At 69.8% G+C, this 5434-nt stretch carries 6 protein-coding genes; 4 read left to right on the top strand and 2 right to left on the bottom strand.

Going from position 1 to position 5434, the window contains the following annotated elements; genetic code table 11:
- Positions 1-1899 (top strand): bifunctional 2',3'-cyclic-nucleotide 2'-phosphodiesterase/3'-nucleotidase (locus AC27VN_RS31705; RefSeq protein WP_490879124.1); only part of this gene is annotated, 1899 nt, incomplete at its 5' end.
- A gap of 33 nt (positions 1900-1932) precedes the next feature.
- Here the strand turns inward: AC27VN_RS31705 and AC27VN_RS31700 are convergent.
- Positions 1933-2628, bottom strand: a complete 696-nt coding sequence (locus tag AC27VN_RS31700) for a Smr/MutS family protein (protein ID WP_296778747.1) — start codon at positions 2626-2628, stop codon at positions 1933-1935.
- Positions 2628-3305 (bottom strand): RadC family protein, encoded by a 678-nt coding sequence (gene radC, locus AC27VN_RS31695; protein WP_208510969.1) that lies wholly within the window; start codon positions 3303-3305, stop codon positions 2628-2630. The genes AC27VN_RS31700 and radC overlap by 1 nt, the downstream gene beginning before the upstream one ends.
- A 107-nt stretch (positions 3306-3412) precedes the next feature.
- On the opposite strand from radC, the gene AC27VN_RS31690 reads away from it, so the two are divergent.
- The 3 genes from AC27VN_RS31690 to AC27VN_RS31680 all read left to right on the top strand — a co-directional run.
- Positions 3413-3865: an FKBP-type peptidyl-prolyl cis-trans isomerase gene (locus AC27VN_RS31690; protein ID WP_093340809.1), complete on the top strand. Its 453-nt coding sequence runs from the start codon at positions 3413-3415 to the stop codon at positions 3863-3865.
- 31 nt (positions 3866-3896) lie between these two features.
- A complete protein-coding gene (gene ispH / locus AC27VN_RS31685) occupies positions 3897-4865 on the top strand; it encodes a 4-hydroxy-3-methylbut-2-enyl diphosphate reductase (RefSeq protein WP_093340807.1) in 969 nt (322 codons plus the stop codon).
- Between the two features lie 11 nt (positions 4866-4876).
- Positions 4877-5434 (top strand): pyridoxal-phosphate dependent enzyme (locus AC27VN_RS31680; RefSeq protein WP_490879125.1); only part of this gene is annotated, 558 nt, incomplete at its 3' end.

Here is a 5434-nt window from a genome sequence, read left to right as displayed (position 1 = left end):
GACCTGCACTTCAACGTGCGCAGCTACGACTACTTCAAGCTCGCCGAGGACAAGTCCTATGGCTACGAGCGCACCGCCACCCTGATCGCGGCCGCGCGCAAGGAGTTCGCGAACACGCTGCTGTTCGACAACGGCGACACCATCCAGGGCACAGCGCTGGCCGACTACGAGGCGCTGGTGAGCCGCATCCCCTGCACCCAGCCGCTGTCGATGTACAAGGCGATGAACGCCGCCGGCTTCGACGCCGGCACGCTGGGCAACCACGAGTTCAACTACGGCCTCGACTTCCTCAACCAGGCGATCGGCGGCGGCCTCGACGTCGAGGGCGTGGACGGCACGAAGAAGTGCGCCGGCCCGAACTTCCCGCTGGTGCTGGCCAACGTGCAGAGCGTGAAGAGCGGCAAGCCGCTGCTCGCGCCCTACACCATCGTCAACAAGAGCTTCACCGCCACCGCGCCCGACGGTTCGCGCGTGACGGTGCCGTTGAAGGTCGGCGTGATCGGCTTCACCACGCCGGGCATCATGAACTGGGACAAGCGCTATCTCGAGGGCAAGCTGCGCACCGAGGGCGCGGTGGAAGCCGCCACGCGCTACATCCCCGAGCTGCGCGCCAAGGGCGCCGACATCGTGGTCGCGCTGCAGCACGGCGGCCTCGACGCCGCGGCCTACACGCCGACCATGGAGAACCCGGGCCTGCACCTGTCGAAGGTGCCGGGCATCGACGCGCTGCTGATGGGCCACCAGCACGGTGTGTTCCCCGACCGCGGCGCCAACCCCGGCTTCAAGCAGCCGGGCGTGGACAACGCCGCCGGCACCGTGAACGGCGTGCCGGCCGTGATGCCGAGCTCGTGGGGCAAGGCGCTGGGCGTGATCAAGCTCGAGCTGTCGTGGGACGGCAAGGCCTGGGTGATCGACAAGAGCAAGACTGCGGTCGAGGCGCGTTCCACGCAGACCGGCAAGGACGACGCGGGCAAGGCGGTCTACGTCGATGCCGACCCGGCCATCGCGCCGCTGATCGAGACCCAGCACCAGGCCGCGATCGACTACGTGAAGACGCCGATCGGCAGCACCGACTTCCGCATGAACACCTACTTCGCCGACGTCGGCGACCCGGGCGCGATCCAGATCGTGAACCAGGCCCAGGCCGACTACGTGAAGAGCTACATCCAGGCCAACCTGCCGCAGTACGCGAGCCTGCCGGTGCTGTCGGTCAGCGCGCCCTTCAAGTCGGGCTACGAGGGCGGCCGCGACTACACCGACGTGGCCGTGGGCAACCTCGCGATCTTCAACGCGGCCGACCTCTACCTGTACCCGAACACCGTGTACGCGGTGAAGGTCACGGGCGCCGAGATCAAGGCCTGGCTCGAGGCCGCGGCCAAGCGCTTCAACAAGATCAGCACCACGGCCACGGCCGACCAGCAGCTGATCAGCACCTTCCCGGGCTACAACTTCGACATGTTCACCACGCCCGACGTGCAGTACGAGATCGACGTGACGCAGGAGGTGGGCAGCCGCATCCGGAACCTCACCTACCTGGGCGCGGCCATCGATCCGGCCAAGGAGTTCGTGATCGCCACCAACAACTACCGCGCCACCAGCGGCGCGAGCTTCATCCCCGCGCTCGACGGCCGCGCGACGATCTACGCCTCGCCCGATGCCAACCGCGACGTGCTGATCGCCTACGTGAAGGCGAAGAAGACCATCACGCGCGCGGCCAATGGTGCGGCGCGCAGCTGGCGCTTCACCAAGGCCACGACGGCCGGCAACGTGGTGTTCACCTCGGGGCAGGGCCAGCTCGCGTCGGCGACGGCGGCGGGGTTGGACAACGTCTCGCTGCTGACGGCGGACGATGGGAGCGGGAAGGGGCGCTCGGTCTACAAGCTCGATCTGAGCAAGTGAGGGGGGTGGCTTCCTCCTGCCGGAGGGAGCCGCTCAGCGCTTGACGGGGGCCAGCAGCACCACCAGCGCCCCGGCCCCGCCCTCGGCCGGCTTGGCCTGCACGAAGGCCAGCACCTCGTTCTTCTGGATCAGCCAGCGCTGCGTCTTGGTCTTGAGCACCGGCTGCTTGCCCGGCGAGCCCAGGCCCTTGCCGTGCACCACGCGCACGCAGCGCAGGCCCTGCTTGTGCGCGTTGCGGATGAAGCCGCCGAGCGCCTCGCGCGCCTCGTCGCTGCGCAGGCCGTGCAGGTCGACCTGGGCCTGGATCGTCCAGTCGCCCTTGCGCAGTCGCGCGGTCACGTCGGTGCCGATGCCGGGCCGGCGGAAGCTCATGGCGTCGTCGACGTCGAGCAAGGTGGTGACGTCGAACTCGTCGGACAGCGATTCGCGCAGCACGCGCTGCTCGTCGAGCTGGTGCTGCACCGGGATCGGCGCCGGCGGCTCGGGCGCGAGCGGCACGGTGCGCGTCTTCTGGCGCAGCGGCTCGGTGGCGCCGACGGCGCGCGCGAACAGGTCTTTTTCGGCCGCGCGCTTGCGCTCGGCCACGGCACGGGCGGCGGCCTCGGCCGCTTCGCGCTCGCGGGTTTCGGCGAGCTGGCGCTGCACCTGCTTGAGGTCGGCCAGGTTCTTCAGGCTCTTGGGCGCTGGCGCCGGCGCGGCGCCGGGGGAGGGCGGACGTGCGGCGGCCATCAGAGCAACCCCTGTTCGGCCATCGAGAAGCTGCGGCCCACGCCCACGATCACGTGGTCGAGCACGCGCACGTCGACCAGCGAGAGCGCGGCGCGCAGCGTCTGCGTGAGGGCTTCGTCGGCGCGCGAGGGCTCGATGCTGCCGCTCGGATGGTTGTGGGCCAGCACCACGGCGGCCGCATGGTGGTGCAGCGCGCGCAGCACGACCTCGCGCGGATAGACGCTGGTCTGGGTCAGCGTGCCGCGGAACAGCTCCTCGAGCACGATCAGCCGGTGCTGCGCGTCGAGGAACAGCACCGCGAACACCTCGTGCGGCCGCGTGCCGATGTGCATCTGCACGTACTGCCGCACGGCCTCGGGCGCGTCGAGCACGGTGCGCTGCGAGAGCTGCTCGGCCATGGCGCGGCGCGCGAGCTCGAGCACCGCGATGAGCTCGGCGCGCTTGGTGGCGCCGCCCATGCCGCGCACGCCGCGCAACTGCTCGGGGCTGGCCTGCAGCAGGCCCGCGAGGCCGCCGAAGCGCTCGTGCAGCTCCTGCGCGAGCTGCAGCACGTTCTTGCCGGCCACGCCGGTGCGCAGCAGCAGCGCGAGCAGCTCGGTGTCGGCCAGCGCGGCGGCGCCGCGCGCGATGAGCTTCTCGCGCGGGCGGGCATGTTCGGGGAGATCCTTGAAAGCCATGGAGAGCCTGCTAAACCTTGAACGGGGCGGGTGGAAGCGCCCGTCCTTAAAATGCAGCCCAGTTTATCGGGACACCCGTCTTGTCTTTGTCAACCATTGCTGCCTCCATGTCCCAAACGCCCCACGTCGTCACCCCCGGCTCCTTCCTGACCCTGCACTACCGGCTGTCCGGGCCCGCGGGCGACATCATCAACACCTTCGCCGACAAGCCCGCCACGCTGTCGCTGGGTACCGGCGAGCTGTCGCCCGCGGTCGAGCAGCGCCTGCTGGGCCTCGAGGAGGGCGCCCACGCCACCTTCGAGCTGCCGGCCGGAGAGGCCTTCGGCGAGCGCAATCCCGAGATGCAGCAGTGGGTCGCGAAGAAGCTGCTGGCGCAGATCGGCGACCCCGACGAGCAGTACGCCGTGGGCGACGTGGTGCAGTTCCCCACGCCCGACGGCACCGGCAGCTATGCCGGCGCGGTGATCGAGTCCAACGAGACCGGCGTGCGCTTCGATTTCAACCATCCGCTCGCAGGCCAGCCCGTGACCTTCGAAGTGCAACTGATCGGGGTGTTGTGATGGCGCGCGGCACCGCGGCCGGGGAGGCACGATGAACGAGGGCATCGAGGAAGTCATCCTCGCCGAGCCGCGCGGCTTTTGCGCCGGCGTGGACCGCGCGATCGAGATCGTCGAGCGCGCCATCGCCAAGTTCGGCGCGCCGATCTACGTGCGCCACGAGATCGTGCACAACACCTACGTGGTCAACGAGCTCAAGTCCAAGGGCGCGATCTTCATCGAGGAGCTGTCGGACGTGCCGCCCGGCGCCACGCTGGTGTTCAGCGCGCACGGCGTGAGCAAGGCGGTGGAGCAGGAGGCGCGCGACCGCGGCTTCGAGATCTTCGACGCCACCTGCCCGCTGGTGACCAAGGTGCACGTCGAGGTCGCCAAGCTCGCCAAGGAAGGCTACGAGTTCATCATGATCGGCCACAAGGGGCATCCCGAGGTCGAGGGCACGATGGGCCAGCTCTCGAGCGGCATCCACCTGGTGGAAGACGTGGAAGACGTGGCGCGCGTCGCGCCGGGCCAGACCGAGAAGCTCGCGGTGGTCACGCAGACCACGCTGAGCGTGGACGACGCGGCCGAGATCGCCGCCGCGGTGCGCGCACGCTTTCCGGCCGTGCGCGAGCCCAAGCAGCAGGACATCTGCTACGCGACCCAGAACCGCCAGGACGCGGTGAAGATCATGAGCCCGCAGGTCGACCTCGTGATCGTGGTCGGCAGCCCCACCAGCTCCAACAGCAACCGCCTGCGCGAGCTGGCCCAGCGCCTGGGCACCGAGAGCTACATGGTCGATTCGGCCGACGAGCTCCAGCCCGAATGGTTCGAGGGCAAGACCCGCATCGGCCTGACCGCCGGCGCCTCGGCGCCCGAGGTGCTGGTGCGCGAGGTGATCGAGCGCGTGCGCGCGTTCGGCGCGGTCTCGGTGCGCAAGATGGACGGCATCGAGGAAACCATCAAGTTCCCGCTGCCCAAGGGCCTCAAGCTGGCCGACATTCCTCCTCCTGGACACATCTCTTGACCGCTGCTGCAATCACCGAATGGCGCTCTGAAATCGATAGCGCCTGGCAACGCCTGAACGAACGCTCGGGCCACTTCCTGCGCCAGACCCCGCTGTGGAAGCTGCCCGCGGCGGCGCTCGGCGTCGCGGCGCCCGGGGCCGAGGTCTGGCTCAAGCTCGAGCACCTGCAGGTCAGCGGCAGCTTCAAGGCGCGCGGCATGATGAACCGGCTGCTGGCCAACGCCATTCCCGAGAGCGGCGTGATCGTCGCCTCGGGCGGCAATGCCGGCATCGCCACCGCCGCCGCGGCGCGCGCGCTCGGCGTGCGCTGCGAGGTCTACCTGCCCGGCGTCTCGCCCGAGGCCAAGCGCGCGCGCCTGCGCGCGCTGGGCGCCGAGGTGGTGGTGGTCGGCCAGCTCTATCCCGATGCACTGGCCGCCTGCCTGGCGCGCCAGGCCGAAACCGGCGCCCTGCTGACCCATGCCTACGACCAGCCCGAAGTGGTGGCCGGCGCCGGCACCCTGGGCCGCGAGATCGAATCCCAGGGCGGCCTGCCCGATGCCGTGCTCGTGAGCGTGGGCGGCGGCGGC

The sequence above is a fragment of the Variovorax sp. 20P10.2.4 genome, from assembly GCF_058244205.1.
Note: the sequence above shows the minus strand (reverse complement) of the source record. Positions and strands in the feature narration are given on the sequence as shown.